Here is a 21,443-nt window from a genome sequence, read left to right on the forward strand (position 1 = left end):
TTTCAGTCGCTTAACGGCCTATTCCGGCGTCAGAACGCTTGGCACGCCCCTTGCTTTGCTTATGCAAAGCACAGGGAGTTCCCATGGCCGACGCTCTCAAGTCCAAAATTGCCGACGTGTTCGACGAGCCCGCCTGCGGGACGAACCGCGGCAAGAGCGAGCACCAGCGGAAGAAGGGCTGCGCCAAACCGCTCACGCCGGGTGCCGCGGCGGGTGGATGTGCATTCGACGGCGCGAAGATCGCGCTGCAGCCTATTGTCGACGTTGCACACCTCGTCCACGCGCCTCTGGCCTGCGAGGGCAACGGCTGGGACAACCGCGGCGCGGCCTCGTCGGGCTCGGAGCTCTACCGCACAGGGTTCACCACCGATCTGACCGAGCTCGACATCGTCATGGGCCACGGCGAAAAGAAGCTGTTCCGTGCCATACGCGAGGTGATCGAGCGCCACCACCCGCCGGCAGTCTTCGTCTACTCTACCTGCGTTCCAGCGCTGATCGGGGACGACATCGACGCCGTCTGTAAGGCCGCGGCGCAGAAATTCGGCACCCCCTGCATCCCGGTGAACGCCCCCGGCTACGAAGGCTCCAAGAACCTCGGCAACAAGCTCGCCGGCGAGGCGCTTCTGGATCACGTCATTGGAACGATAGAACCTGAGGACTCAACGCCTTACGATGTAAACATCATCGGCGACTATAACTTGTCGGGCGAGCTCTGGCAGGTCAAGCCGCTGCTCGACCGGCTGGGCATCCGCATCCTTGGCTCCATCACCGGCGATGCGCGATACCGGCAGGTCGCCATGGCGCACCGGGCGAAGGTGACAATGCTGGTATGCTCCAAGGCGCTCATAACCCTGGCGCGCAAGCTGGAGGAGCGTCACGGCATTCCGTTCTTCGAGGGGTCCTTTTACGGCATTACCGATACGTCGGAGGCGCTGCGCACGCTTTGCCGGACGTTGGTGGAGCGCGGCGCGGATGCGGAGTTGCTTGACCGCTGCGAGGCGCTCATCGCCGAGGAAGAAGCCAGGATCTGGGACGCGCTCGCCCCCTACCGCCCGAAAGTGGCCGGCCGCAAGGTGCTGCTCTACACCGGGGGGCACAAGTCTTGGTCCGTGGTTGCGGCGCTGCAGGAGTTGGGCATGGAGGTCATCGGCACCTCTGTCCGCAAGGCAACCGAGGAGGACAAGGAGCGCGTTACGGAGATCATGCAGACCGACGCGCACATGTTTGACAACATGGCGCCCAAGGACATGTACCGCCTGCTGAAGGACGCCGGTGCCGATGTGCTGATGTCCGGCGGTCGCTCGCAGTTCGTGGCGTTGAAGGCAAAGGTGCCGTGGGTCGACGTGAATCAGGAAAAGCACGAACCCTATGCGGGTTACATGGGGATGCTCGACCTCGTTCGCGCCATCGACCGGGCGGTGAACAACCCGATGTGGGCGGATCTGCGCAGCCCGGCGCCATGGGACGAGCCGCTACCGGACTTCGGCACCTACGTGCCGCCGCTGCGCGGCACCTGCCCGGTGACACATGCTTCTACGGAAGGAGCCGGGACCTCGCCGACCCGCGCCGCCACGGCGCGGTCCGAGGCGCCCGCGGAAAACGGGCTGACCGGGTTTGCCTCTTCACAGACCGATTTCGAGGACTGCTGACATGGCCCGTATCACTCATCCCAAGCGCGCGCTGTCCACCAACCCGCTGAAATCCTCCGCGCCCCTCGGCGCGGCGTTGGCCTACCTCGGAATCGAGGGCGCGGTGCCGCTTTTCCACGGCTCCCAGGGCTGCACGGCATTCGCCATGGTCCACCTTGTGCGGCACTTCAAGGAGGCCGTGCCGCTGCAGACCACGGCGATGAACGAGGTTTCCACAATCCTCGGCGGCGCCGAGCAGATCGAGGAAGCCATCGAGAACCTGCGGAAGAAGTCCAACCCGCGCTTCATCGGCATCGCCTCCACGGCGCTGACCGAGACACGCGGCGAAGACGTCGTGGGCGAGTTGAAGGAGATCCTGGGCCGCCGCACGGATTTTGCGGGAACGGCGGTCGTCTATGCCTCCACGCCGGATTTCGCGGGGGGGCTGGAGGACGGATGGGCGAAGGCGGTGGAGGCGATTGTCGATTCCTTGGTCCCGGCCATCGACCCGGTGTTTCGCAAATCCGACCCGCGGCAGGTGAACCTGCTTTGCGGTTCCTACCTCACGCCGGCGGAAGTCGAGGAGCTGGTCCGGATGATCCGCGCCTTCGGCCTGGAACCCATCGTGCTGCCGGACATTTCCACCTCGCTGGACGGTCACGTATCCGAGAACTGGAGCGGCACGTCGCTGGGCGGCACCCGGCTGGCCGACATAGAGCGGATGGTGGAAAGCGCCTTTACCCTGGCCGTCGGCGAGAGCATGCGCAGGGCGGCCAAGCTGATCGAGGACCGCGCCTTCGTCCCCTACCGCGTCTTCCACTCCGTCACGGGGCTCAAGCCGGTGGATGCCATTGTGCGAACCCTGATGGAGCTGGCTGCGCAGAATGACGCGCCGCCCTCCATCAAGCGCGACCGCGCCCGCCTGGTCGACGCCGCGCTCGACGCGCATTTTCATATTGGCGGTCTGAAAGTCGCCCTGGGCGCGGACCCGGACCTGCTGTTCGCGCTGTCAAACTGCCTGGCGGGGCTCGGCGCCGAAATTGTCACCGCTGTTACAACGACCACAGCCAACCCGGTTGCCGGGCGTGTGCCGGCGGCGGAGGTCCTGGTGGGCGATCTTGGGGACTTCGAGACGAGCGCCGCCTCAAACGGGGCGCAGATGCTTGTTACCCACGCCCACGGGCGCCACGCCGCCCATAATCTGCACCTCCCGCTCCTGCGCGCGGGTTTCCCGATCTTCGACCGCCTTGGCGCGCAGGACATTTGCCGCGTCGGGTATCGCGGCACGCGCGCCTTCCTTTACGAGGTCGCCAACATCGCCCAGGCCCAGCATCACCGCGCGTCTCCGACAGACTTCGGAGCCGCCCCCATCCCCGAGGAGTTCGACCATGTCCCGCAGATTGCGACTCATTGAGACCGAGGCGCAGGCCAGCGCGGAGAAGCCCCTGCGCGTGGCCATCGCCACCAACGACCTCGAGAGCCTCAACGCCCACTTCGGATCGGCAAAGAAATTCGCCATCTATGACGTGACGAGCGGCGACGCGAGCTTCGTTGAGGCGATCGCCTTCGATGATGTCACCGCGCAATTGGGCAAACACGACGACATCGACGACAAAATCACACCCAAAGTCGAGGCGCTTGGGGGCTGCGCGCTCCTGTTCGCGCTCGCCATCGGCGGCCCCTCCGCCGCCAAGGTCGTGAAAGCTGGCATCCACCCGATCAAAAGAAAGGACCCCGAGCCGATCTCCGCCGTACTGGAGCAGGTGCAGACGATGCTGCAAGGCACCCCGCCTCCCTTCCTGCGCAAGATCCTCGGCCGGACCGGCACGCCGAGCTTCATGGATGACGATTACGAGACCGAGGAATGTGCCCAATGAGCGAGATCGCCGAGGCCCCCCGCGGGGGCGAGATGACCGACAGCCCGTTTCTGAAGCAGCTCGCCGCGGTGATCCGGGCGGAGGACAGCTACGGCACCTGGGACGAGAAAAGCGACTCCGAGATCATGGCGGAATTCATCGTCACCCGCGAGGAACGGCGCGATATTCCGATCATCGGCGACCCGGACCCGGACGTCATGTGGCGGATCGGCAAGTTCTATGACGCCATCGGGTTGATGATCGAGAAGGACACCGGCTGCATGGCCAGCCAAATGCAGAAGATGAGCCACGAGGGCTTCGGCCGCATCGTCCTGATCGCCGGCAAATTGGTGGTGGTGTCGAAGCACCTTCGCGACGTGCACCGGTTCGGTTTCGAGACCTATGCCAAGCTGGCGGAGGCCGGCGAGAAGCTGGTCGCCGACGCCGTCGCGACGATCGAACAATTCCCCGACGCGGCGCGGGCGTGATGGTCCGGATCTCCCCCATTCACCGGCCGGCCCAAGCGCCCAAGCCTCTGCCGCCGCTGAAGCTGAAACCCGCAACCGGGCGCACCCCCGCCAGCCGGTGGCTGCGCACCGCCACCGTCAAACCGAAGAGGATCGAGGCATGAGCATCGAAGATCTGCAGGACAAGGTGAAGAAGCTCTCCATGCGGTCCACCACCGCCAAGATGAATCTGCATGACCTGTCCGAGGAACTGCCGACCGATTGGGAAAAGATCCCGGAGGTGGCGCAGGAAACGTTCGAGGTCTTCAAGGCGTTGGCCGCCGCCCGCAAGGAGCTGAAAGCGGCCAAGAAGGCGGAGGGAGTCTGAGACATGCCGATGGTGGCCTATAACCGCGGCGGTGCGGAATACACGCCGGAATTCCTGATGTCGATCGACGGCACCAAGTGCATCGGCTGCGGCCGGTGCTACAAGGTGTGCGGACGGGACGTGATGACCCTGAAGGGCATCACGGACGAGGGCATGGTTGTCGATCTGGACGACGAGGAGTACGAGGACGACATCGAACGCCGGGTCATGGTGATGGCGAATGCCGACAACTGCATCGGTTGCGGCGCCTGCAACCGCGTTTGCCCGTCCGACTGTCAGACCCATGCTCCTCTCGATTGACTCGCTCTCGTCGGAAGCGCCGGACCCGCGTGCGCTGATCCGCTCGGACCTTGCCTGTATCCTGTCCCATGCCCTGGATGAGCGCGAAGCCGGGCGCGGAACCCTGCCGGACCTGCTCGGCCTGTTGCCGGCACAACTTGCCGACCTGTCGGAAACCTGGTTTCCCGGTCTGATCCTGCCGGATCTGGACGCGCCCGACCCCGCGCGATTGCCCGACCAGGATGCAATCGCCCTGCTCCTGCTCTGGCGCGGCGGGCACGCCACCCCCGAAAGCCACTGGTTCGCGGCAATCATCGGCCGCCGGGCGATGGAGACGCGTCACCTGTGGGAGGATCTTGGCCTTCCCAGCCGACGGGCGCTCGGCCATTTGATCGACCGCCATTTCCCGCGCATTCACGCCGCGAACACACAGAATATGCGCTGGAAGAAGTTCTTCTACCGGCAGATCTGCTCGGATCAGGACTTCGCGCTGTGCCTGTCGCCGACCTGCGACGACTGCGCCGAACGCGCCGACTGCTTTGCGCCGGATTAAGGCGACAGGGCTGCGCGGCCCGGCGGACCACTGGGTGGAGGGGCCGGAATTGGGTATTTTTACCAACAAGAAGACCTGTTGGCATCCCCGTCCTTGGCCGGGCTGCGTGCGTTCCGGTTATGCAAGGGGGATCGAGGCAGGCGCGGGATGAGCGGGCCGTCCGACCATGGCGCGGCCGCGCTGGATCTGCTGGCGCGGAAGGCAGACGCGGCCCGGAGCGATCCGGAGCGGACAGAGGCCGCGTTGGCGGAGGCGCTGCGCCTGGCACCCGAAGACCTCGACGTCCGGCTGGGGGCGTACCGCTTCTATTTCTACAACCACCGCTATGAACAGGCGCTTGTTCATTGCGAGGCGCTGATCGGCCATGCGGCGCGGCGGCTCAACGTCGCCATCGACTGGCGCGATGTGGGCCCGGGCGATGCGGCGTTCACCGAGGTCGCGTTCGCACCGGGGCTTTACCTTCAGGCGCTACTCGCCTGGGGCTATTGTCACCTCCGCCTCGGCCGCCACGCCCCCGCCCGTGAGGCACTCTCGCACAGCGCGCGGCTCGATCCGACGGACAGGTTCGGCGCTGCGGTCATCCTGGGGTACCTGAACGATCGCGAGATGGGCGGAGAGGTTTGAGCCGTGCTCGGAGGACTCCCGTGCGCGATGTCGCGCGTGAGGTGCCGCGCCGACACCGTATCTGTCGCAAAGCCTTCAATGTCGCTGTGGAGATGTCGCGGCGGTCGCGGACCGCGCCGCCGCCAAGCTTTTGTTAAGTCACGCCAAAGCAAGTTGGCACGGGCTTTGCTGTAGGTGATCCAAAGCTTGAGTATGCCACACGGGAGACAAGAATGCTCGAACTGACCGACAGCGCCAGGGAGGCCATCCGCGCCGCCATCGAGGGCGCGGGCCAGCAGATCGCCGGATTGCGCGTCATGGTGCAGGACGGCGGCTGTGCAGGCCTGAAATACGGCATGGCCCTGGAGCTCGATCAACAGGACGACGACGCGGTGATCGATGCCGATGGTGTCCGGGTTCTGATTGACCCTGCCAGCCAGCAGCACCTGACGGGTACGACGATCGACTACGTGAGCTCGCTCGAAGGGTCGGGCTTCGTCTTCAACAACCCCAATGCCACGAAGAACTGCGGCTGCGGGAAGTCTTTCTGCTGAGGAGCGACGCGCATGTGGGACTACAGCGAAAAGGTCAAGGATCACTTCTTCAACCCGCGCAATGCTGGCGCGCTGGAAGATGCCAATGCGGTGGGCGAAGTCGGCTCGATCTCCTGCGGGGATGCGCTGAAGCTCATGCTGAAGGTGAACCCGGAGACGGAAATCATTGAAGATGCACGCTTCCAGACATTCGGGTGCGGCTCGGCTATCGCGTCGTCCTCCGCGCTGACGGAATTGATCAAGGGCAAGACCATCGTCGAGGCCCGCGCGCTGACCAACCAGGATATTGCGGAGTTCCTTGGCGGACTGCCGCCGGAAAAGATGCATTGTTCCGTCATGGGTCAGGAGGCGCTGACCGCAGCCGTGGCTGCCTGGACGGGTGAAGCAGTGGACGAGGATGACCACGAGGAAGGCGCGCTGATCTGCAAGTGCTTTGCCGTGGACGCCGGGATGATCGAGCGCGCCATTCGTACCAACAAGCTGACGTCTCTGGAAATGGTGACTTTCTACACCAAGGCGGGCGGCGGCTGCTCCTCCTGCCGGGAGCCGCTGGAAGAGCTGCTGGCGGACGTCAACGCCGCCATGGTCGCGGACGGCACACTTTCCGCCGCAGAGGCGTTCGTGTTCGGGGCTGCCCCGGCGCCAACGCCCAAGGCCAAGGCCACAGGTTTCGTGATCCCCGACCTGCCGCCCGCGCCGCCCGCTGCGCCGGCGCCATTGCAGGAACCGATCGCGATCCAGCCGATCCGGGTGAAACCCGTCACCGCGGCAAAGCTGCCGCCCGCACCGGCCCCTGCTCCCGCAGCGCGCACGTCCGCGCAGGAGGCAATCGCGATTGCCCGCATACTCGAGGAGATGCGCCCCACCTTTCAGGCGGACGGCGGCGATGTGACCCTGCTCGACGTCGACGGCAATCGGGTGAGCGTGGAAATGACGGGCGCCTGTGCCGGCTGTCAGATCGCCTCTCTCACTCTCGGCGGGCTGCGCAAGCGCATCCGCGAGCAACTCGGGCGCGACTTCATTGTCGTGCCGGCCCCCCGCAACTGAGGACGCCGCCATGACACTTGCCCCGATCTACCTCGACAACAACGCCACCACACGAGTCTTTCCGGAGGTCGTGCAGGAGATGGTGCCGTTCTACACCGAGCAATTCGGCAACGCCTCGTCCATCCATGCCTTCGGTGAGGAGGTCGGCGGTGCGCTCCGGCAGGCCCGCCGCTCGTTGCAGGCGCTGATCGGGGCCGAATTCGACCACGAGATCATCTTCACCTCGGGCGGGACGGAATCGAACAACACCGCCATCCGCTCGGCGCTGGCCGCCAATCCGAAGCGGACCGAGTTCATCACCTCCAAGGTCGAGCACCCCGCGATCCTGTCGTTGGCCGATTGGTTGGAGAAGCACGAGGGCGTCACAGTTCACCGCATCCCGGTGGACAACGAGGGCCGGCTCGATATCGACGCCTATCGCGCGGCGCTCGGGCCGAAGACGGCGCTGGTCAGCTTCATGTGGGCCAACAACGAGACCGGCACGATCTTTCCCGTCGATGGGCTGGCGGAACTGGCCCACCAGGCCGGGGCGCTCTTTCACACCGATGCCGTTCAGGCGGTGGGCAAGGTGCAGATCGACCTCAAGGCGACCGAGATCGACATGCTCTCGCTCTCGTCGCACAAGCTGCACGGGCCGAAGGGGCTCGGTGCGCTTTATGTCCGCAAGGGCACTCGGTTCCGGCCGCTCCTGCGCGGCGGGCATCAGGAGCGTGGCCGTCGTGGCGGCACCGAGAACGCCCCGGCGATCATCGGGCTCGGCAAGGCGGCGGAGATGACGCTGGCCACCATGGAGCAGGACCTGCCCCGGATCGTGGCCCTGCGGGACCGTCTGGAAGCGGGCATCGTTTCGCAGGTCAGCCACTGCTTCGTCACCGGGGACCGGCGGGACCGGCTGCCTAACACCACGACCATCGCGTTCGAGTACATCGAGGGCGAGGCGATCCTGATGATGCTGAACAGGCAGGGCATCGCGGCCTCCTCGGGTTCGGCCTGCACCTCCGGGTCGCTGGAGCCGAGCCATGTGCTCCGGGCGATGGACATTCCCTTCACTGCTGCACACGGCGCGATCCGCTTCTCCCTCTCGCGCGAAACGACGGAGGCGGAGGTCGACCGGGTGATCGCGGCGGTTCCGGCGATCATCGACCAGTTGAGGGAGATGTCCCCGTTCTGGTCCAGCGATGGCGGAAAGGCCCAGTTCAATCCCGAATACGCGTGAGGACATCGCCATGACGCTTGCCGCATTCAGCTTCCCCGTCGCCCCGGCCATCGGATCGGTGACGCTTTGTGACACGACCCTTCGGGATGGAGAGCAAACCGCCGGGGTGGCTTTCACCCTGTCAGAGAAATGCGCCATCGCGGGTGCGCTCGACGCGGCGGGCGTAGCCGAGGTAGAGATCGGCGTTGCCGCCATGGGCAGCGCGGAGATCGCGGAAATGCGCACGGTGGCGGTGTGCCTCTCTTCAGCGCGGCCAGTCGTCTGGACCCGGCTGCGGCAGGGTGACATCGAGTTGGCGGAGCAAACCGGCGTGCGCCGGCTGCACATCGCCATACCGACCTCGGATCGGCAGGTGGAGGGAAAGCTGCGGGCCAGCCGTGTCTGGCTTCTGGCGGAGACAGCGCGCCTTGTGGGCTACGCGGTCGGTCGGGGGTTCGAGGTGTCCATCGGCGCGGAAGATGCGAGCCGCACCGATCCGGCCTTCCTGGCAGACATCGCGGCAGCCGCACAATCGGCCGGCGCGATCCGGTTTCGGCTGGCCGATACGTTGGGCATCCTGAACCCGTTCGCCGCCCATGCGCTCGTCACCGGTATTGTCGGGCGGATCGGGCTGGACCTGGAATTCCACGCCCACAACGATCTTGGGCTTGCAACGGCAAACACGCTGGTGGCCGCCGCCGCCGGGGCCACGCACCTGTCGGTCACGGTGAACGGGCTGGGCGAGCGGGCCGGCAATGCCGCGCTGGAGGAGGTCGTCGCCGCGATGGAGGCTTCCGGTGTCGCCTGCGGGATCGACCTTGGCGCGCTGCCCGCGCTGTCCGCAATCGTGTCTCAGGCCTCGGCACGGCCGGTGCCGGTCTCCAAGCCGATCGTGGGGGAATATGCCTTCACTCATGAATGTGGAATTCATGTCGACGGGATGCTGAAAGACCGCCGGACTTACGAGGCTGACACATTCGCCCCCGGCCGGTTCGGCCGTGCGCACAGCTATGTCGTGGGCAAGCACTCCGGCCTGGCGGGCGTGCGCAATGCCCTTCGGGAGGCAGGCCTGCCCGACGACCCCGCAACCGCCTCGGCCTTGATCCCGTTGCTGCGGGAGTGGGCCAACACCGCCAAACGCCCGGCCCGCGCCGAAGATCTGGCAATGCTGCTCGACCAGCTCTCAAAGGACGTCTTTGCTGCCGTGAAGGGCGCGGCATGAAGCCGGGTCTTCGCAGCCTCCTGGCGCGCGATTTCGCGGCCATCCGCAGCCGGGACCCGGCAGCCCGAGGGGCGTTGGAAACGGCGCTTTGCTATCCGGGCCTGCACGCCACGGTCGCCTACCGGCTGGCCAACGTGCTCTGGCGGCGCGGCTTCCGGTTCGGGGCCCGGATCGTCTCCTATCTCGCCCGAGCGGTGACAGGCATCGACATCCACCCCGGCGCAACGATCGGCCCCGGGTTCTTCATCGACCATGGCGCCGGCGTGGTGATCGGCGAGACGGCGGAAGTCGGCGCGGACGTCACGCTGTATCACGGGGTAACGCTGGGCGGCGTGTCCTGGTCCCCCGGCAAGCGCCACCCGACGTTGGGCGACGGGTCGATGGTCGGCGCGGGAGCAAAGATCCTCGGCCCCGTGACCATCGGTGCGGGCGTCCGGGTGGGGGCGAATTCGGTCGTCGTTTCCGACGTGCCGGACGATGCCACCGTGATCGGCATCCCTGCCCGCATCGTGCGGACCGAGATTAAACCCTCTGCAGACCCGCTGCGGGTCAATCTCGACCACCACCTGATGCCGGACCCGGTTGGGCGCGCGCTTGCCCGGCTGGCCGACCGGGTGGCGTTCCTCGAGGCGCGTCTGAACGCCCGGCAGGGCCCCGTTCCTCCCGTGGGCGACCCCGAACGCCCGCGCCCGATCAATTGCCACCACTGACCCATTGCCAGCCAACAGGAGAAAGCAAATGACGAAGCGTTACGAAGAGAACGGCGTGATCGCGCACATCGCCAGCCTGTCCTCGGCGGAGGACATCTTTACCTACCTGCTGCTGCCCTATGAACAGGGTGTGCTGAACGTCTCCCGCCTGCACATCATGAAGCGGATGGGCCAGTACCTGCGTGGCACCGACTTCTCCGGCTACGACGAGGAGGAGATCTTCCTCGCCACCCGCCAGCACCTGAAGCGCGCCTACACGGATTTCGTGGACTCAACACCGCTCAAGGAAAAGGTGTTCAAGGTCTTCACCGACAAGGCGGCAGAACACGCGGCGCGTTTCGTCAGCATCGACCAGATCGGCCTGGCGGCCAAGTGACAGGTGCCCCAAGGTGACAACCCCATGACACCCCCGCCCGTGTTCCCCCGACGTATGCGTTTCGCCCAGCTTGGCGCGACGCTCTCGATGCTCGGGCTGCTGGGGGTCGGTTCTGCAGTGGCGGAACCCGTGGTCTTCGCCGCTGCCTCCACCCGCGCGGCACTCGAGGCCGCGCTGGACGCGGGGGGACAGGTAGCGGTCGTTTCCTACGGGGCATCGGGAACCATCGCCCGGCAGATCGCCCAGGGCGCCCCCGCGGACGTTTTCGTGAGCGCCAATCCCAAATGGATGCAATACCTCGTTGAAGAGGGGCTGGTTCAGGCCGAGGCGGTGCAAGTCCTCATCTCCAACCGGCTGGCCCTGATCGCACCGTCCGGCACGCCGTCGGTTGAGCTCTCGCCGGACGCCCTCGCCGACCGCCTGTCCGGGGAGTTTTTTGCCGTGGCTGATCCCGACGTTGCACCGGTGGGGCAATACGGGCGCGAGGCGCTTGTCACTCTCGACCTCTGGCCGAGCGTGGCGCCTTCGCTTTTGCCCACCCGCAACACCATCGCCACGGTCGCGGCCGTCGCCAGTGGCGAAGCGGCGCTCGGCCTCGTCTATCGCAGCGATGCCACCGGCGTGGATGGCATCTCCGTAGCAGCGGAGATCCCCGCCGAGAGCCACCCGCCGATCCATTACCTTATTGCCCCGCTCTCGCAGGGCGACGACCCTCAGGGCGCGGCAGCGCTGATCGGTTACCTCACCGGACCGGAGGGCGAGGCCGGGTTCGAATCCTTCGGGTTCGAAGCAATTGGCGAGGGCGGGTCATGACCTGGGGCCTGACGGAGTTGGAATGGCAGGCGCTCGCGCTCAGCCTTCGGTCGTCGGTGCTGGCGGTGCTGGTCTCCCTGCCGCCCGCGCTCGTGTTGGGCTGGCTGCTTGCCCGCCGCCGCTTCCCCGGCCACGCCATGCTCAACGCCGCCCTTCACTTGCCGCTGGTCCTGCCGCCGGTGGTGACGGGTTACCTCCTTTTGCTGCTCCTCGGGCGTAACGGACCCATTGGGCGGCCGATGGAGGCACTCTTTGGCATCCGCCTTGCCTTTTCCACGACGGCTGTGGTCATCGCCTGCGCTGTGGTTTCCTTTCCGCTGATGCTGCGGGCCATTCGCCAGTCCGCGGAGGCCGCCGATCGCCGCCTCGAAAAAGCGGCCCGCAGCCTCGGCGCGGGGGAGGCGCGGATCATGGCGACCGTCACACTGCCGCTGCTGGCGCCCGGTATCCTGACCGGCATGACGCTGGCCTTCGCACGGTCGGTGGGAGAGTTCGGCGCGACGATCACGCTTGCCGCCAATATCCCAGGCAAGACACAGACGCTTCCGCTCGCGCTCTTCTCGGTGACTCAGACACCCGGGGCCGACGCCGCCGCGGCGCGGCTTTGCGTTCTGTCCATCCTGCTTGCCGGCGCAGCGCTGCTCGCCTCCGAATCCATAGGCCGCCGATTGACCTGGGAGCCGCAGACATGATCGAAATCCGTGTCACGAAACGCCAGGGCGCCTTTCGCCTCGACATCGACGCCACGCTCCCCTTCCGCGGCATTTGCGGCCTGATCGGCCCGTCGGGATCGGGCAAAAGCTCGTTGTTTTCTATCCTCGCCGGGCACGATCGGCCCGATGAAGGGGTGATCCGTGCAGACGGCCGAACGCTCTTCGACTCCGCGGCGGGGATCGACGTGCCACCGGCGCAGCGCGGCATCGGGTTGGTGTTCCAGGATGGCCTGCTGTTTCCGCACCTGAGCGTCCGGCGCAACTTGCTTTATGGCGCCCGCCCCGGCGCGGCCGCACGTCTGGAATCCCTGTCCGAGGCGCTCGGGCTCTCCGGTCTGCTCGGTCGACGCCCCGGCCGGTTGTCCGGCGGCGAACGGCAGCGCGTTGCCATTGGGCGGGCCCTGATGGCCGAGCCGCGGCTGCTTCTGCTCGACGAGCCGGTCTCGGCGCTCGATCCGGCGCTGCGGGAAGACGTGCTCGGCCTTCTGGAGACGCTCCACGCCCAGACGGGAACGCCGATGATCTATATCAGCCACGCCCCGGAAGAGATCCGTCGGCTGGCAAACATCGTCGTCACGCTCAACAATGGGGCAGTCGCGGACATTTCGCACCACCCCAGCCCCTACCTGCGTGGCCACACCGCTGTGCCGAGCGATATGCTCAAGGCGGGCTAGAACCTTGAAAGGACCGGATCGGGAAGGCTGACAGCATGCAACTGGCCCAGACGCTCGAGACCCGCACCACGCTGGTGATGACCCAGCGTATGCAGGCGAGCCTGCGCATCCTGCAAATGAACAACGCCGATCTCGCGGACTTCCTGGCCGAAAAATCGCTTGAAAACCCCTACGTGGAGTTGCGCCTGCCCGGCAGCGGCGCATCGAGCGAAGAGTTCGACAGGATCGCGGCGCTGCGCGCCGACGGACCGAGCCTCTATGCTCATATTGCCGAGCAGATCGACCTGGAGTTTTCCGATCCGCGCCTGCGGGAAGTCGCGTATGGATTTCTCGAAGCCCTGGAGCCAAGCGGCTGGATGACCGTCAGCCTGGAGGCGGTGGCCCTCGCGCGCGGCGTCCCCGTCACCGTGGCCGGATCGGTGCTGAAACGGATGCAAGCGTTCGAGCCGACGGGGATCTTCGCGCGCTCGCTTTCCGAATGCCTGATGCTTCAGGCCGAGGAGGAGGGCCTGCTGACCTGGGAATTGCAGGCGCTGATCGAGAACCTGCCACTCCTCGCCGAGGGACGGACGGCGGAACTGGCCGACATCTGCGACTGCGAACCGGAGGACATTCCGGAGATCGCGGCCACGCTGCGCCAGTTCGATCCGAAGCCGGGGCTGCGCTTCGACGACGACCGCCCGCCGGTCTTCCCGCCTGACCTGACCGCACGGCGCGAAAACGGGAACTGGCGCGTGGAACTCAATCGCTCCACCCTGCCCGCCATAGAGATCTCGAACGCCACGCCGGTCCAAAGCGGCGAGGCGGAGGCCCGGGCCTTCCGCGCTCGCGCCCTCTCCGAAGCGCGGTGGCTGGCCAGCACGTTGCTGCGGCGGCAGACGACGCTGTTGCAGACGGCCACGGCCATCGTCGCGCACCAACATGGTTTTCTGGAGCGCGGCCCCGGCGCGCTGGAGCCGCTCTCGCTGAGCGACATCGGGGAGGTGCTGGACCTGCACCCCAGCACCATCAGCCGCGCCATCGCCGGGCGGATGATTGATACGCCCATCGGCGCGCTGCCCCTGAAGGTGTTCTTCAGCCGCGCCTTCCCGACTGGCGCGGGGGGTGAAACGGCCTCGCAGGACGCGGTACTGGACCTCGTGCGCCGGATCGTCGATGGCGAGAACAAAACCCGCCCGCTGAGCGACGTCGAAATCGCCGACCTTGCGGCCAAGCAAGGGGTGAAGATCGCCCGCCGGACCGTCGCCAAGTTTCGTGGCATCCTCGGAATCGGCACGTCCTACGCCCGGCGCAAGGAACCGAACGCCGCCTGAGTCCTAGGCCGCTGCGGGACGCCGACAGAAGGACTGTCGGGTTTGCGACACGCGCCCTCAGGTGGCGTACAGAACAATGATCTTCCTACATAATTCCCTTGGCACAGGGCTTGCTTGGCATAGCCGCAGGCGCTTGCGCGGGTGCCTGTCGGCCGAAACTGGGGCGGGCCCTGGACCGGAGCGCCTCGCAGACATATCCGAGAGGATCCATTTATATGGCGAATATCACTTTCACCTCCCCCATCATGCACCGGGACAAGACGATCTACGCCGTCGCCGGAGACACCAAGACCATCCTGGCGCTTGCGGAAGAGCATCAGATTCCGATCCCGTTCGAGTGCCGCGATGGCAATTGCGGCTCCTGCCTGATCGAGGTCAGCTACATCGACGACAAGCCCAAGATGAGCATCGCTCTGACAGAGAAGGAAAAGGCCCGGCTGAAGGAGCTTCAGGTCGTGACGGCGGAGGAGATTGCCGACGCGGAAGTGAGAGACATGCCGCCGCGCTACCGGCTCGCCTGCCAGTACATCGCCCGTGACGAAGAGGTGCGCATTCGCTTCACCGGCACACCCGGCGGGTCCTGACAGCGCCCGCTCCCGGGAGGCTCCAGGGGCGCGCGACTTAACCGACTTTCAACACCAAGGAGACCATCGATGAAAACAGGATTCCGGCTGCCTGACGTAACCTTTCGTACCCGTGTGTACGATGAGAGCGTCGGCGGCCCCAACCCATACCGCTGGCAGGATCTGACCACGGCCGACTACTTCGCCGGCAAACGCGCGATCCTGTTCGCCTTGCCCGGAGCTTTCACCCCCACGTGCTCCACCTACCAGTTGCCGGGGTTCGAAATGAATGTCGAGCGCTTCAAGGCGGCGGGGATCGACGCGATCTATTGCCTATCGGTGAACGACGCTTTCACGATGAACAAGTGGGCGGAGATGCAGGGGATCACCACCATCGGCATGATCCCGGACGGATCGGCCGAATTTACCCGAAAGATGGGAATGTTGGTCGCGAAGGACAATCTGGGGTTCGGTATGCGGTCTTGGCGCTATGCGGCCGTTGTCGACGATGGCGTGATCGAGGCCTGGTTCGAAGAGCCGGGCATCGTGGACAACTGTGCGGACGACCCCTACGGCGAGTCGAGCCCGGAGACGATCCTGGCCTATCTGGAAACCGCCGCAGCGGCGTGATTTCCTCCGTCAGAACGAACCGCCAACAGCTTCGGGGCCCTAGGGGGCCCCGTTCGCGTTCCTGAGGGAGTGTCTGGGGTTTGGACTGTCACACCATCAGCGAGGCGCGGGCCGTGGCGCGGCCTTGTTCCAGCGCCCCGCTAACGCTCCGGCGTGCGCCCTTGCGAGCGTCGCCGACCACGAAAGCGGCGGGTCTTAAGCCGGACCGCCCATCCGGCGCGCAGGGGCACCAGCCGCTTTCGTCGGCGAGGCCCGCAAGGTGCGCGATGGCTGCCGCGCGACGCGGAGTGACGAAGTTCACAACGTCGGCGGTCACCGCGCCGAGGGGCGTCTCCAGGCGCCCACGGCGCGTGTCCACGGCCAGCACAGTGCCCCCCTCAACCGGTCCGCACCAGGTGACACGCTTCGCCGTGAGTGTGGTTTCCGGCAGGAGGGCCGCAAAGGTCGCAGCGGTCTCGGACTGTTCTGCCGCGTCCAGAACGGTAAGGCGCGCATCAGGCCGATTCCGCTCCAGGTCTTGGGCAATGTACAGGGCGCGGCGTGCCGCCTCATCGGGATTGCCACCGGCGTCTGCCGGGAGCCGGAGGACGACGTGCCCCCTCTCCGGCAAAGCGGCGAGCTGCCCGGCAAAGCGCCGCGCCTCCCGCGCGCTGCCCCATACGGCAGGCCATTGATGGCCAGCGACGGCGTCGAAGCCGGGGATGGCCTCCGCGCGGGGCGCGGTGCCAGGAGCGACGACGAGGGTTCCGAATGGGAGGCGCCGGCCGCTGAAAAGCTCCAGCCGGCGGTTTCGCCAGTCGAGGCCGACAACCTCGTCGATCACGATACCGACGCCGGCCTGCGCCAGCGCACCGTAACCGACGGCGGATGGGCGCATGAGCGCGGCCGGGGCGTCGACGTTCCCCGCCAAGCGGGTGGGGTCGCGTTCGACGAGCGTCACACGCGCTTCCGGGCGGGCGGCGCGGATCGCCAGCGCCGTTGCCGCACCCGCAGGGCCGCCGCCGATGATCAGGCTGGGCTCACCCGCCCCGGCGGTTGCGACTAGTCCGGCGGTGGCGAGCGCTACACCTCCGGCAAGCGAGTGTCCCAGAAAATGGCGGCGGGTCAGGTCCTTCATGGCTACCTCTCAGTCAGACGTCTTGTGGGGGGCCGCGATGGCGAATGCCCCGGGGGCCAGAGTGCCTCGTGAAAACAAAGCAATGGCCGTGCCATCCATCCGACCGCCGAAGCGACTGCGGGGAGCATGGATAACAGGTTCGGCACGCCCGCAAGCGGCGGCTCCATTCACGCTCATAGCGCCCCTCCGGGCCGAGGAAGCTCTAAAACAGTCAAGCGCAGGGCTTGGTCGGCGCTCCCACCGGGAGGCAGCTCAAGTCGCTCGGCCATCGCGGGCGTCGCGTACATGCGGCCCTCGCGGTCGATCAGCAGGGCCGCCTCGATCCCCATGGCGACGGCGGTCGCACCCCATTGCTCCAGCCCGGCGACGCTGAGAGCGGTCGCGGCGGCATCCGCCCGCGCCCCGTTGGTGTCGAGCACCGTGGCGGAGACGATGTCGCCCACGGGCCATCCGGTTCGGGGGTCGAGGATGTGGGAAAATCGCGCCCCGTCGTGCTCCAGGAACCGTTCATAATTACCGGAGGTGTAAACGGCCTCGCCGGGGTGAACCGACAGCGCCGCCACGGCCCCCCAGCCGAACGGATCGCGGATCGCCAGCCGCCATTCCCGCGCGCCGCGGGTGCCGATCACGTTGATGTCCCCACCGGCGTTGAGCACCGCATTGTTGATCCCCTCATCCGTCAGCCGCGCGGCGGCAAGATCGAGTGCCGCACCCTTGGCGTAGCCACCGAGATCGAGCCGCACCGCTGGGTTGACCGACCAGACGCGGTTGCCGTCGAACCGAAGATCCGCCATGCGCGGGCGCGCTTCGCGCAGCTCCGCAATCCTGCCCGGATCAGGCAATGGGCCGTCGGGAGGCAGGTCGTCGTGAAAGCCCCACAGGGCAATGAGGGCGCCGATGGCGGGCTCGAACAGCCCGCCGCTCGCCTCCGAGAGTGCTTTGCCCTGACGCAGAACGTCCGCCAGATCGTCCGAAACCTCCATCGTCCGGCCGAGGGCAATGGCGTCGTTCAGCCGGCCCAATTCGCCCGGGTCCCAAGCGTGCCAGTCCCGGTGGAGACGGCGGAACTCCTTTTCGAGGGCAGCGGTCGCTGCGCGCGCCTTGGCTTCGGGAACGCCCTCGATCACGACCTCGACGAGGGTCCCGAAGACGTAAAGCGTTTCGCTGTGTACCGGCGCGGGCCGGCTGGCGCGCCCCACCCCAGTGACGCCGATCACGAGCGCGACACAGAGCGCGGCGAGCAGCGCTGTCCCCCTGCCCGCTCGCGTCATAGCGCACCCTCCTCCCCGATCCGACCCTCGATGCGCATGTTCGCGCGCTGGCGCTCGCGGCGGTCGGCCCGCGCAAGGGGCAGGAAGGACAGGGCCAGTGCCGGAATGCAAAGTGCAGCCGTGGCTGCATCCGGCAGGCCGGCTGCGAGCGAGGCCATCGCCGTTGCCGCCAGGGCGGCCGGCGGCAGCAGGTAGGCGCGGATCGCGGCCCCGAGAAAGGCACCGCTCTCCATCGCCACCACTACCTCGTCGCCCGGCGCGAGCGGCATGGCGGACGGCAAGCGCACCTTCTGCGTCCCCCCGACCATCTCCGCCAGCGCGCCCGCACCACACCCCAACCGGGCCGAGCAGTGAACGCAGGCGGAGGCGCGTTTCCCCGCCAGGATGGCCTCACCGTCCTCCCAACCGGCAACCCGCAGCCGCCGGCGCAAGAGGGCGTCGGACTCGTCGAGACCGGAGGGGGTCATTCCGCCGGGACGATGCAGCCGTCTTCCATGCAGACGCTCACACACTGGGGGATGTCATGATCGGGCTCACACTCCGTGCAAATCGCCGCGTTGATCGTAAAGACCCCTTTCTTGGGAAAGATCGCGCCGGTCGGGCAGACCGGTTCGCAGTCGTTACACGCTGTGCAGAGATCGCCCATGATTTGCATAGCCATTCGGATTTCCTTTCGCTTTTTGAATGCCCGCCGCTTGGCGCGGAGAGCGGCTCGGCGCCCGGATCCTGGGAGGGGACTGAGGACGCCCCGGGGTTGGGTGCCGTCCGATCAGGCCGGGCGGACCCTGATGTCGCCGCCCAGCACCTGGCATTGACAGGCCAGGCGGTCATTCTGGCCCGCGAGGTTTTCTTTCAGCACGCGCTGCTCGAGGACCGATGGCTCCGACAGGTTCTCCTGCCCCTCCACCACGCGGGTCAGGCAGGTGCCGCATTCGCCCTCGCGGCAGCCGTAGGTGATCCCGGAGCCGATCTTTTCCGAGATCTCGATGATCCGGGTGCCCGAGGGGACATTCACGGTGAGCGCCACGTCATCAAAGGTCAGTTTTGCATGGGCCATGTCGGGCTCCTTGTGGTTGCTTGACGCCGGTTCATTGGAGATCCGCGAAGTCGATCTCGCGGGGGCCCGCTTGCCCGGTCAGTTGGGCGGCCAGGCGGCGGCCGAAGTCCCGGCACGCGTCAAGTTCCTCCTCGGTCGGGTGCAGCTTGATCTTCAGGCCCTTTTCGGGGACGCGCATCTTCAGCCCTTGAAGGCGGGCTTCCACCATTGCCACCGCCTCGCCTGTCCAGCCGTAGGAGCCGAAGGCGGCGCCGAGTTTTCCCTTGGTGTCGATATCCACGAGGCCCGCCAGCAGGTCCCAAACCGTCTTGACCGCGTCGCCGTTGATGGTCGGCGTACCGAAGGCGAGACCGTCGGCCTCCTCGATCAGGTCGACGAACGGGGTCACCTCGCCGACCTGAAGATCGAAGAGCGACACCCGGACGCCCGCGTTCTCCGCCGCGCCCTCATAGACGGCTGAAGCCATCTGCGAGGTCGCGCCATAGGCGCTGAGGTAGAAGATCAGCAACGTCTTTTGCCCGCCCACCTCGCTGGCGAGCCGGGAGGTTACCAGACGGCGGTAGTGGGCGATATATTCGCGGGGGTGGGCCCGGAGGATCGGCCCGTGGCCCGGCGCGATCATCTCGATTTCCAGCGGCTCGATCAGGTCCAGCGCCTCGACGACGTAGCCTTTGAACGGCCGCATGATGTGATCGAAGTAGTATTCGAAGGAAAACCGGAAGTCGCCGACCTGATCGTTGAACAGCCGCTCGTCGCAGAAATGGCAGCCAAGAAGGTCGCAGGTGAAAAGCAAGTCCTGCTCTTCGAGGTAGGTGCACTGGGTATCCGGCCAGTGAACGTATGGCGTGGTCAGAAATCGAAGGGTGCGGTCCCCGAGGGAGACGGTGTCGCCGGTGCGCACGACCGTCACTGAATAGTCTTCAAACCGGTCCTTCAGCAACGCGCGCAACACCTGCACCCCGCGCGGAGAAACGCAAATGTTGAGGTGGGGCGCCCGGCGGAGCAGTTCGGGCACGGCGCCCGTGTGGTCTGGCTCAAGATGATTGAGGACCAGTGTCGTGATTTCGTCGTATGAGGCGACGGATTCCAGATTGCGCAGGAAGGTCTCCGTGAATTCCTGCTTGACGGTATCGACGATCGCCACACCGTCACTGCCCCGCACGGCATAGGCATTGTAGGTGGTGCCGTTGGCCGTCCGCAGGATGATGTCAAAGCTTCGCAAGTGCGGATCGAATGCGCCAATCCACGAAACGCGATCAGCAACGGCAACAGGCGCGCCCACTGCCGGAACACGCGCGGTGCCGCGCGCGGCGTTGGAGCGAAGTTCATGGGCTGGCACGATGAGCTTCCTTCGTCTCACGACTGCAACCTTTGGCCCACCACGACGGAATGGGACCTCACAGGCGATGTGAAGCAACGATCATGCCATGCGTGGGGACAGGTCGATCTGTGAGCTGAGGCGGTGCTCCGGGGCGAAGTTGCGCTCCACCCTCCCGACAACGCTCCGACAATTGTCGCAAACGCGACCTTGCCCCTCGAGCCGCCCGCGCCGGGGCAGTAGGCGCGGGGAGGCACGCGGAAGGCCGAGTCTTTCACCTGACAATGCGGGGGAAGGAACGCGCGCGCGGCGGAAACGGCTTAGCATGGTCCTGCCTGAGGGACCGTTCTGCGCCGTCCCGCCCGCCTCTGCCGTCTTGCGCGGCGGGCATCAGACCGGTCGCCCGCCGCAGGATGGCACGGCGGTTGCTTCCTATCCGATGAGCCCCGCCTCGCCGTCCGGCCGACGCCGGACCCGTCCCGCGAGGGGTGCCAGTGGCCGAAGATCCGCGGAGCGACGCAATGGAACATTACCTGGTCATCCTGCTTGGCACTGCGCTGGTGAATAACGTGGTGTTGGTGAAGTTCCTCGGCCTTTGCCCGTTCATGGGCGTGTCCCGGCGGGTCGATGCCGCCATCGGGATGGGTCTGGCGACCACCTTCGTGCTGACGCTTGCCGCCGCGGCGAGTTGGGTCATCGAAGCGCTGATCCTGGTGCCGCTCGACCTGGGCTTCCTGCGCATCCTCAGTTTCATCCTCGTCATCGCCGCCATCGTGCAATTCACCGAGATGGTCATTCGCAAGGTCTCCCCAACGCTCTATCGCGCGCTTGGTATCTACTTGCCGCTCATCACCACCAACTGCGCCGTGCTCGGCGTGGCGCTGCTCAACGTGCAGGGGAACCACTCATTCGCTGAGAGCTTGCTTTACGGCTTCGGCTCGGCGGCAGGGTTCACGCTCGTACTGGTAATCTTCGCCGGCCAGCGCGAACGGCTGGCGCGCATGGCAGTGCCGGGCCCGTTCCAGGGACCGCCGGTTGGCTTCATCACCGCTGGTCTGCTGTCCATGGCCTTCATGGGCTTTGCCGGCCTCGTCGCCAACTGACGCCAAGGAGACAT

At 66.3% G+C, this 21,443-nt stretch carries 27 protein-coding genes; 21 read left to right on the forward strand and 6 right to left on the reverse strand.

The annotated features are described in order from the left end of the window. Positions 1-83 precede the first annotated feature (83 nt). The 20 genes from nifE (at position 84) to BM075_RS07430 (ending at position 15,563) form a co-directional block, all read left to right on the forward strand. Positions 84-1,649: a nitrogenase iron-molybdenum cofactor biosynthesis protein NifE gene (gene nifE, locus BM075_RS07335; protein ID WP_093360023.1), complete on the forward strand. Its 1,566-nt coding sequence runs from the start codon at positions 84-86 to the stop codon at positions 1,647-1,649. 1 nt (position 1,650) lies between these two features. Beyond that, positions 1,651-3,042 (forward strand): nitrogenase iron-molybdenum cofactor biosynthesis protein NifN, encoded by a 1,392-nt coding sequence (gene nifN / locus BM075_RS07340; protein ID WP_093360024.1) that lies wholly within the window; start codon positions 1,651-1,653, stop codon positions 3,040-3,042. Further along, positions 3,017-3,505 carry a nitrogen fixation protein NifX gene (nifX, locus tag BM075_RS07345; protein ID WP_093360025.1) on the forward strand — a complete coding sequence of 163 codons (489 nt, stop codon included), beginning with the start codon at positions 3,017-3,019 and terminating at the stop codon, positions 3,503-3,505. The genes nifN and nifX overlap by 26 nt, the downstream gene beginning before the upstream one ends. Continuing rightward, the gene (locus tag BM075_RS07350; protein ID WP_093360026.1) at positions 3,502-3,972 is read left to right on the forward strand and encodes a NifX-associated nitrogen fixation protein; all 471 of its coding nucleotides are present in this window, start codon (positions 3,502-3,504) and stop codon (positions 3,970-3,972) included. Before nifX ends, BM075_RS07350 begins: the two co-directional genes overlap by 4 nt. Before the next feature lie 139 nt (positions 3,973-4,111). Then, a complete protein-coding gene (locus BM075_RS07355) occupies positions 4,112-4,318 on the forward strand; it encodes a CCE_0567 family metalloprotein (RefSeq protein ID WP_093360027.1) in 207 nt (68 codons plus the stop codon). A gap of 3 nt (positions 4,319-4,321) precedes the next feature. Then, positions 4,322-4,618, forward strand: coding sequence for a ferredoxin III, nif-specific (fdxB, locus tag BM075_RS07360; RefSeq protein WP_093360028.1), 297 nt, complete (start codon positions 4,322-4,324; stop codon positions 4,616-4,618). Beyond that, entirely contained in the window at positions 4,602-5,150 is a 549-nt protein-coding gene (locus BM075_RS07365) for a nitrogen fixation protein NifQ (protein ID WP_093360029.1), read from the forward strand. The genes fdxB and BM075_RS07365 overlap by 17 nt, the downstream gene beginning before the upstream one ends. A 147-nt stretch (positions 5,151-5,297) precedes the next feature. Further along, positions 5,298-5,774 carry a hypothetical protein gene (locus BM075_RS07370; protein WP_093360030.1) on the forward strand — a complete coding sequence of 159 codons (477 nt, stop codon included), beginning with the start codon at positions 5,298-5,300 and terminating at the stop codon, positions 5,772-5,774. Positions 5,775-5,986: 212 nt separating this feature from the next. Continuing rightward, the gene (locus BM075_RS07375) at positions 5,987-6,307 is read left to right on the forward strand and encodes a HesB/IscA family protein (RefSeq protein ID WP_093360031.1); all 321 of its coding nucleotides are present in this window, start codon (positions 5,987-5,989) and stop codon (positions 6,305-6,307) included. 12 nt (positions 6,308-6,319) lie between these two features. After that, positions 6,320-7,354, forward strand: coding sequence for a Fe-S cluster assembly protein NifU (gene nifU / locus BM075_RS25095; RefSeq protein ID WP_093360032.1), 1,035 nt, complete (start codon positions 6,320-6,322; stop codon positions 7,352-7,354). A gap of 10 nt (positions 7,355-7,364) precedes the next feature. Beyond that, positions 7,365-8,570 (forward strand): cysteine desulfurase NifS, encoded by a 1,206-nt coding sequence (gene nifS / locus BM075_RS07385; protein WP_093360033.1) that lies wholly within the window; start codon positions 7,365-7,367, stop codon positions 8,568-8,570. Between the two features lie 10 nt (positions 8,571-8,580). Continuing rightward, on the forward strand, positions 8,581-9,771 hold the full coding sequence (nifV, locus tag BM075_RS07390) for a homocitrate synthase (protein ID WP_093360034.1): 1,191 nt from the start codon (positions 8,581-8,583) through the stop codon (positions 9,769-9,771). Beyond that, entirely contained in the window at positions 9,768-10,481 is a 714-nt protein-coding gene (cysE, locus tag BM075_RS07395; protein WP_093360035.1) for a serine O-acetyltransferase, read from the forward strand. The genes nifV and cysE overlap by 4 nt, the downstream gene beginning before the upstream one ends. Before the next feature lie 28 nt (positions 10,482-10,509). Next, a complete protein-coding gene (gene nifW, locus BM075_RS07400) occupies positions 10,510-10,857 on the forward strand; it encodes a nitrogenase stabilizing/protective protein NifW (protein WP_093360036.1) in 348 nt (115 codons plus the stop codon). A gap of 24 nt (positions 10,858-10,881) precedes the next feature. Continuing rightward, positions 10,882-11,670, forward strand: coding sequence for a molybdate ABC transporter substrate-binding protein (gene modA / locus BM075_RS07405; RefSeq protein WP_093360037.1), 789 nt, complete (start codon positions 10,882-10,884; stop codon positions 11,668-11,670). After that, positions 11,667-12,362 (forward strand): molybdate ABC transporter permease subunit, encoded by a 696-nt coding sequence (gene modB / locus BM075_RS07410; RefSeq protein ID WP_093360038.1) that lies wholly within the window; start codon positions 11,667-11,669, stop codon positions 12,360-12,362. The genes modA and modB overlap by 4 nt, the downstream gene beginning before the upstream one ends. After that, complete coding sequence (locus tag BM075_RS07415; RefSeq protein ID WP_093360039.1) at positions 12,359-13,057, forward strand: ATP-binding cassette domain-containing protein; 699 nt, start codon at positions 12,359-12,361, stop codon at positions 13,055-13,057. Before modB ends, BM075_RS07415 begins: the two co-directional genes overlap by 4 nt. Positions 13,058-13,092: 35 nt before the next feature. Beyond that, entirely contained in the window at positions 13,093-14,370 is a 1,278-nt protein-coding gene (gene rpoN / locus BM075_RS07420; RefSeq protein ID WP_093360040.1) for an RNA polymerase factor sigma-54, read from the forward strand. Positions 14,371-14,585: 215 nt separating this feature from the next. Further along, positions 14,586-14,954 (forward strand): 2Fe-2S iron-sulfur cluster-binding protein, encoded by a 369-nt coding sequence (locus BM075_RS07425; protein WP_093360041.1) that lies wholly within the window; start codon positions 14,586-14,588, stop codon positions 14,952-14,954. 69 nt (positions 14,955-15,023) lie between these two features. Next, positions 15,024-15,563: a peroxiredoxin gene (locus BM075_RS07430; protein WP_093360042.1), complete on the forward strand. Its 540-nt coding sequence runs from the start codon at positions 15,024-15,026 to the stop codon at positions 15,561-15,563. 88 nt (positions 15,564-15,651) lie between these two features. Here BM075_RS07430 and BM075_RS07435 read toward each other — a convergent pair whose 3' ends face one another. From BM075_RS07435 to BM075_RS07460, 6 genes are all read right to left on the reverse strand, one after another. Beyond that, positions 15,652-16,680, reverse strand: a complete 1,029-nt coding sequence (locus tag BM075_RS07435; RefSeq protein ID WP_093360043.1) for an FAD-dependent oxidoreductase — start codon at positions 16,678-16,680, stop codon at positions 15,652-15,654. Between the two features lie 173 nt (positions 16,681-16,853). Beyond that, entirely contained in the window at positions 16,854-17,951 is a 1,098-nt protein-coding gene (locus BM075_RS07440) for an FAD:protein FMN transferase (RefSeq protein WP_093360044.1), read from the reverse strand. Continuing rightward, entirely contained in the window at positions 17,948-18,418 is a 471-nt protein-coding gene (locus BM075_RS07445) for a SoxR reducing system RseC family protein (protein ID WP_093360045.1), read from the reverse strand. The genes BM075_RS07440 and BM075_RS07445 overlap by 4 nt, the downstream gene beginning before the upstream one ends. After that, positions 18,415-18,612: a 4Fe-4S binding protein gene (locus BM075_RS07450; RefSeq protein ID WP_093360046.1), complete on the reverse strand. Its 198-nt coding sequence runs from the start codon at positions 18,610-18,612 to the stop codon at positions 18,415-18,417. The genes BM075_RS07445 and BM075_RS07450 overlap by 4 nt, the downstream gene beginning before the upstream one ends. 108 nt (positions 18,613-18,720) lie before the next feature. Next, positions 18,721-19,008, reverse strand: a complete 288-nt coding sequence (locus tag BM075_RS07455) for a 2Fe-2S iron-sulfur cluster-binding protein (RefSeq protein WP_093360047.1) — start codon at positions 19,006-19,008, stop codon at positions 18,721-18,723. A gap of 31 nt (positions 19,009-19,039) precedes the next feature. Next, entirely contained in the window at positions 19,040-20,347 is a 1,308-nt protein-coding gene (locus BM075_RS07460; RefSeq protein ID WP_093360048.1) for an FprA family A-type flavoprotein, read from the reverse strand. A 500-nt stretch (positions 20,348-20,847) separates the two neighbouring features. Here BM075_RS07460 and rsxA point away from each other — a divergent pair, with 500 nt between their 5' ends. Beyond that, positions 20,848-21,429 carry an electron transport complex subunit RsxA gene (gene rsxA, locus BM075_RS07465; RefSeq protein ID WP_093360049.1) on the forward strand — a complete coding sequence of 194 codons (582 nt, stop codon included), beginning with the start codon at positions 20,848-20,850 and terminating at the stop codon, positions 21,427-21,429. The last annotated feature ends 14 nt before the right edge of the window (positions 21,430-21,443 follow it).

This window comes from Tropicimonas isoalkanivorans (genome assembly GCF_900112335.1).
Taxonomy (GTDB): Bacteria; Pseudomonadota; Alphaproteobacteria; order Rhodobacterales; family Rhodobacteraceae; genus Tropicimonas; species Tropicimonas isoalkanivorans.

Coding starts and splice junctions, on each gene's coding strand:
- BM075_RS07430 (WP_093360042.1), top strand. CDS start 15,024: ATGAAAACAGGATTCCGGCTGCCTGACGTAACCTTTCGTACCCGTGTG.
- fdxB (WP_093360028.1), top strand. CDS start 4,322: ATGCCGATGGTGGCCTATAACCGCGGCGGTGCGGAATACACGCCGGAA.
- rsxA (WP_093360049.1), top strand. CDS start 20,848: ATGGAACATTACCTGGTCATCCTGCTTGGCACTGCGCTGGTGAATAAC.
- BM075_RS07415 (WP_093360039.1), top strand. CDS start 12,359: ATGATCGAAATCCGTGTCACGAAACGCCAGGGCGCCTTTCGCCTCGAC.
- nifV (WP_093360034.1), top strand. CDS start 8,581: ATGACGCTTGCCGCATTCAGCTTCCCCGTCGCCCCGGCCATCGGATCG.
- BM075_RS07425 (WP_093360041.1), top strand. CDS start 14,586: ATGGCGAATATCACTTTCACCTCCCCCATCATGCACCGGGACAAGACG.
- BM075_RS07440 (WP_093360044.1), bottom strand. CDS start 17,951: ATGACGCGAGCGGGCAGGGGGACAGCGCTGCTCGCCGCGCTCTGTGTC.
- nifE (WP_093360023.1), top strand. CDS start 84: ATGGCCGACGCTCTCAAGTCCAAAATTGCCGACGTGTTCGACGAGCCC.
- modB (WP_093360038.1), top strand. CDS start 11,667: ATGACCTGGGGCCTGACGGAGTTGGAATGGCAGGCGCTCGCGCTCAGC.
- nifN (WP_093360024.1), top strand. CDS start 1,651: ATGGCCCGTATCACTCATCCCAAGCGCGCGCTGTCCACCAACCCGCTG.
- BM075_RS07455 (WP_093360047.1), bottom strand. CDS start 19,008: ATGGCCCATGCAAAACTGACCTTTGATGACGTGGCGCTCACCGTGAAT.
- BM075_RS07375 (WP_093360031.1), top strand. CDS start 5,987: ATGCTCGAACTGACCGACAGCGCCAGGGAGGCCATCCGCGCCGCCATC.
- BM075_RS07355 (WP_093360027.1), top strand. CDS start 4,112: ATGAGCATCGAAGATCTGCAGGACAAGGTGAAGAAGCTCTCCATGCGG.
- BM075_RS07370 (WP_093360030.1), top strand. CDS start 5,298: ATGAGCGGGCCGTCCGACCATGGCGCGGCCGCGCTGGATCTGCTGGCG.
- cysE (WP_093360035.1), top strand. CDS start 9,768: ATGAAGCCGGGTCTTCGCAGCCTCCTGGCGCGCGATTTCGCGGCCATC.
- BM075_RS07450 (WP_093360046.1), bottom strand. CDS start 18,612: ATGGCTATGCAAATCATGGGCGATCTCTGCACAGCGTGTAACGACTGC.
- BM075_RS07435 (WP_093360043.1), bottom strand. CDS start 16,680: ATGAAGGACCTGACCCGCCGCCATTTTCTGGGACACTCGCTTGCCGGA.
- nifW (WP_093360036.1), top strand. CDS start 10,510: ATGACGAAGCGTTACGAAGAGAACGGCGTGATCGCGCACATCGCCAGC.
- BM075_RS07365 (WP_093360029.1), top strand. CDS start 4,602: ATGCTCCTCTCGATTGACTCGCTCTCGTCGGAAGCGCCGGACCCGCGT.
- modA (WP_093360037.1), top strand. CDS start 10,882: ATGACACCCCCGCCCGTGTTCCCCCGACGTATGCGTTTCGCCCAGCTT.
- nifS (WP_093360033.1), top strand. CDS start 7,365: ATGACACTTGCCCCGATCTACCTCGACAACAACGCCACCACACGAGTC.
- nifU (WP_093360032.1), top strand. CDS start 6,320: ATGTGGGACTACAGCGAAAAGGTCAAGGATCACTTCTTCAACCCGCGC.
- rpoN (WP_093360040.1), top strand. CDS start 13,093: ATGCAACTGGCCCAGACGCTCGAGACCCGCACCACGCTGGTGATGACC.
- nifX (WP_093360025.1), top strand. CDS start 3,017: ATGTCCCGCAGATTGCGACTCATTGAGACCGAGGCGCAGGCCAGCGCG.
- BM075_RS07445 (WP_093360045.1), bottom strand. CDS start 18,418: ATGACCCCCTCCGGTCTCGACGAGTCCGACGCCCTCTTGCGCCGGCGG.
- BM075_RS07350 (WP_093360026.1), top strand. CDS start 3,502: ATGAGCGAGATCGCCGAGGCCCCCCGCGGGGGCGAGATGACCGACAGC.